5 protein-coding genes are annotated in these 4,474 nt (G+C 43.5%); 2 read left to right on the forward strand and 3 right to left on the reverse strand.

Annotated elements, in window-relative coordinates; translation table 11 throughout:
- The coding region (gene fliD / locus A3739_RS09525) for a flagellar filament capping protein FliD (RefSeq protein WP_197472244.1) at positions 1-1,170 on the forward strand (1,170 nt) is incomplete at its 5' end.
- A 12-nt stretch (positions 1,171-1,182) separates the two neighbouring features.
- Entirely contained in the window at positions 1,183-1,578 is a 396-nt protein-coding gene (fliS, locus tag A3739_RS09530; RefSeq protein ID WP_068474697.1) for a flagellar export chaperone FliS, read from the forward strand.
- A 65-nt stretch (positions 1,579-1,643) separates the two neighbouring features.
- Here the strand turns inward: fliS and htpX are convergent, their stop codons facing one another.
- The 3 genes from htpX to A3739_RS09545 all read right to left on the reverse strand — a co-directional run bounded on the left by htpX (position 1,644) and on the right by A3739_RS09545 (position 4,304).
- Positions 1,644-2,537, reverse strand: a complete 894-nt coding sequence (htpX, locus tag A3739_RS09535; protein WP_068482122.1) for a protease HtpX — start codon at positions 2,535-2,537, stop codon at positions 1,644-1,646.
- 149 nt (positions 2,538-2,686) lie between these two features.
- A complete protein-coding gene (locus A3739_RS09540; RefSeq protein ID WP_068482125.1) occupies positions 2,687-3,124 on the reverse strand; it encodes an Hsp20 family protein in 438 nt (145 codons plus the stop codon).
- Between the two features lie 238 nt (positions 3,125-3,362).
- On the reverse strand, positions 3,363-4,304 hold the full coding sequence (locus tag A3739_RS09545) for a recombination-associated protein RdgC (protein ID WP_068482128.1): 942 nt from the start codon (positions 4,302-4,304) through the stop codon (positions 3,363-3,365).
- Positions 4,305-4,474: the final 170 nt, after the last annotated feature.

Consider the following 4,474-nt stretch of genomic DNA (forward strand, 5'->3'; position numbering starts at 1 on the left):
GTGGTTGTCGAGAAAGTTCAAGAGTTTGTAGATAAATATAATGCCTTGCGAGCGTTGATTGTTGAAAACTCACAGATTGATCCAAGTAATCCTGCGGCAGCCGGCCTATTGGTTGGTGATACAGCTACGCGCTCAATTTCCAATCAAATCCGAAATATCTTAGGTAGAACAATCGAAGGTTTGGGTAATGATCCTGTACGGGGCCTTGCTGAGCTTGGTATCTCTACCAATAATGACACTGGAAACCTTCAGTTTAATGAGGCTGAATTCCGCGAAAAATTAGAGTCGAGCCCAGAGTCTGTTGCGGCGGTATTTTCTAAGCAGGGCCGTACGACCGATGGGCAAATTGAGTTTTTGAGAGCAGGGTCTGATACAAAGCCAGGTAGCTACGATATAAATGTGACGCAACTCTCAACGAAGGGTGCGTTTACAGGTGCAAGTGCATTGGCCGCCAGTACGGTGATCGATGGCGATAATGATACGTTTACGTTGAGTATCGATGGTAATAGTTCAGCGACAATTACCTTAACAGCAGGTACTTATAATCAAGCAGACTTGGTTGCAGAAATTCAATCTCAGATCAATGCGGATCAAAGCTTATCCAATGCTGGCGTAAGCCTTGTTGTCGCGCTAGATGGTTCTAATCAGCTTACGTTTACCTCTGATAGCTATGGTAGCAATTCCCAAGTTCAATTCCTTGGTGTTGATGCAACGACCTTAACTACGCTTGGCATAGATGCTGTTGCTGGTACGGCTGGATTAGATGTCGAAGGCACAATCAATGGTGTTGCTGCGACCGGTACCGGACAGGTTCTGTCGGGCGCATCAGGCACTGATGTGGCGGGGCTCTTGGTAGAAATCCAAGGTGGTGCGACAGGTAGCCGAGGATCTGTTAGCTATATCGAAGGTGTAGGTGAAAAGTTAGTTGACCTTATTAACAACTTTTTGTCCGTAGATGGTACGATAACCGCCAAGAATGAACGTTTAAATTCTGAGCTTGATAGCATTGCGTTATCGCGTGCAAAGCTTGAGGAGCGTCTTACAAATTTAGAAAGTAATCTTGTACGACAATTTACCGCTGCCGATATACTTATCGCGCAGTTAAACAGTACGCAAGATTTCATCAAGGGCCAGCTCGAAGCTTTAGCTGGTACCGGAAGCGATGACTAGTGGAGAATTATAATGAAAGCACTAAATCAATATGCGGCAGTGAATGCGCAAACTAGCGTTGTAGATGTTGATCGGCATAAGTTGATTGAGTTGCTCTATGACGGCGCTCTTGAGCGTATTAATATGGCCAAAGCACGTATTTTAGCGAAGGACTATGAAGCTAAGAATAAGTTTATCAACAAGACGATTGATATCTTGGCTGGTTTGCGAAGTTTTATTGATGAGTCAAAAGCGGAAGAGTTAGCCGATAACTTGGCGCAACTATATGCCTATTGTGAAAGCCGGTTGTTAGAAGCTAATCTCAAAAATGATGTTGAGTTGTTGGATGAAGTGGCAAGTCACATCAGAACAGTGCGCGAAGGATGGGCTGGCATTCGTTCAGAAGCAGAGGCGCAGGGGCTGATCTAAGCATTAGTGATTATCAAAAAAGGCCGCTATTGCGGCCTTTTTTATTGTGTGCGAACTAAGCGTTCTTAGTTTCGCGCCATCGATTGCTCCAGTGCTTGAATTCGTTGCTCTAATGGCGGGTGAGATAAAAACAACGCACCAAATTTAGAGTGTCTGAGTCCGGAAATGCCAAACGCTGTTAATTGGTCAGGGAGTTCTTGGCTCTCTGTTTGTGCTTGAAGTCTCTTCAATGCTGCGATCATCTTATGCGTGCCTGCTAGTTTTGCTCCGCCAGCATCAGCGCGATATTCTCGTTGGCGAGAGAACCACATAACAATGGTGCTAGCGAGTATGCTCAGTACGATTTCAGCGATAATCGTTGATACCCAATATGCAATGCCGTGGCCTCGTTCGTTTTTGAAAACCACACGATCGATGGTGTGGCCAATAACGCGACTGAAGAAAATCACAAATGTGTTCACGACGCCTTGGATTAAGCTCAATGTGATCATGTCGCCGTTAGCAACATGGCTTACTTCATGGGCTAAAACAGCCTCAGCTTCATCTTTGGTCATGTTGTTTAAAAGGCCTGCACTCACGGCAACCAATGCATTGTTTCGGTTGGCACCCGTGGCGAATGCATTAACTTCTTTACCCGGATAAATCGCGACCTCAGGCATTCCAATACCTGCCGCTTTTGCCTGCATGCTAACGGTGTCTACTAGCCATTTTTCTGTTGGGTTGCTGGCTTGCGTAATTACTTTAGCGCCGGTGGTCTTTTTCGCCATCCACTTTGAGATCGCAAGGGATATAAATGAGCCGCCAAATCCAAATACTGATGCGAACAGTAGTAAGGAGTTCATGTTTAGGTCGACACCGTTGGCGTCGAGAATGCGTTCGAATCCAAGTAGTCTGAGTGTAATACTTAAGACAACAATGATTGCTAAGTTAGTAGCTAAAAACAGTAATATGCGCTTCACTTCAATCTCCGATATGAGTACTTGAACGGATATATGGGTTAATAGTTCAAAATAAAGTGGATAGGCCGGTTTCTAAAATTACATTTTTGATATGTCTATGCAAAACGAGCGGCTAATTGCCGCTCTTTAAGAAGGTCTAGAAAATGAATTTAAGCGTCGATAATTTGAGTTCCAATTTCGATTTTCTTAGGCTTCATCGCTTCAGGAATCTCTTTGACAAGATCAACCTTTAGAAGGCCATTTTCGAGATCTGCGCCGACGACGCGAACATGTTCAGCGAGTTCGAAGGTGCGTTCGAAGTCACGACCAGCAATACCTTGATGTAGGAACTTTCGTTCTTTGTGGTCTGCAACATGCTTTCCTTTAATATTGAGCTTATTGCGCTCGCTTGTGATCTGAATTTCGTTCTTTGAGAAACCAGCAACTGCGAGTGTAATTTGATATTTGTCGGATTCGATTACTTCAATGTTGTAGGGCGGGTAGCCAGTATTTTTCGAATCGCCTCTACTTGCGCTTTCTAGCAAGTTAAGTACGTGATCGTAGCCAATTGCAGTTCTGTATAGTGGTGAAAGGTCGATAGATCTCATAGTTTTATCCTCGTTGAGCAATAAATATATCGATAACCCTGACGGCGTTATCTGTGCCCTTGTTTAGGCGTTATGTTAAGAAAAACCCTATTGGCGTCTCTCTTAATAATACATATGAGATCTTTTTTTGGGATTCCAAGGGGAGGGAATGAAAATATTTTTCTACCAAAAAGGTCGATGACTTGCAGAGGTTAAGACCTAAGGCCTTAACCTCCTATTGGTAAGCTTTAGTGTGGCTTTAAGCTGCAGATTCATCGTCTGTGATTAGGGCGCTAGTATCTTCTCCGCCAAATGCATTAAGTAGTGCTGGCAGTAAGCGGTCAACCTCAAGTGCCATGATCGCAAAACCGGCATCAAATTTTTCCGCCGCACCCTCGGCTTGTGTGTCGTCGAGCTTGTCTTGCATCATATCCAAGAATTTTACGCGCTTTACGCCAAAATCGTCAGAGAGTACGAAACTCAATTTTTCTTCCCAGGTAAAGGCTTGTTTTTTGACTTGAAAGCCTAGAGCTTTGTTTTGGTCCAATTGGTCTTTGCCGATTGCCATTCCTTTATATTTAACGGTCGCTTTTTCTTCACCGCCTGTAACAAGTTCAGACTCTTCATTTAAAACGAATCCCGAAGGAGGAAGGTCGTCCTCAGATAGCCATGCCGTCATTAATGCAGCGGGAGCTGTATTTAATGTTGGTACCCTGATTGGCAGAGACCCCATGGCATTGCGAAGATGGCTAGTTAGTTCATCAGCCAGCTTTGCAGACGATGTGTTTAACACCATGTACCCGTCTTTCGGACAAATATAAGCATAGTGTCGAACTGTTTTTGTAAACGATCTTGGTAAAAGTTCTTGAGTGACAAGTTCTTTTAGTTCGCTTTTTTCTTTGCGCGTAACTTTACGATGTTGTGCTGCTTCAATCTCAGCCGCTTTGATATTAACTTGTTCAGTGACGACTGAACTTGGCAGTATGCGCTCTTGTTTTTTTAAGCAGATCATCCAGTACTTGTCGCAAACGTGTACAAAAGGAGCGCCTTCTTGATCGATTGGGCTAGCCCACCCTAAGCGCATGGCTTCTTGGTTATCGCAAGGCTTGAATGTTCCCTCTGATAGACGAGATTCTAGCTCATCTAAGTCGAAAGGTACGGGTTTAGTAAAACGGTAGAAGAAAAGATTTTTAAACCACATAATGTCACTGCTTATATAATAGATGTTGGGTTAGACGGATATGCATCGCGCCATTATAAAAGTGGGCGAGATTATGCTGTGTATTGAAGAAAGTTCCAACTTAATTATCTAGAATTTTTATTAATAAACATCTGTAAGATATTGATAAATAAATATAATGAATGTTCGAA

It is taken from the genome of Oleiphilus sp. HI0067, from assembly GCF_001635735.1.

Coding starts and splice junctions, on each gene's coding strand:
- fliS (WP_068474697.1), top strand. CDS start 1,183: ATGAAAGCACTAAATCAATATGCGGCAGTGAATGCGCAAACTAGCGTT.
- A3739_RS09545 (WP_068482128.1), bottom strand. CDS start 4,304: ATGTGGTTTAAAAATCTTTTCTTCTACCGTTTTACTAAACCCGTACCT.
- A3739_RS09540 (WP_068482125.1), bottom strand. CDS start 3,124: ATGAGATCTATCGACCTTTCACCACTATACAGAACTGCAATTGGCTAC.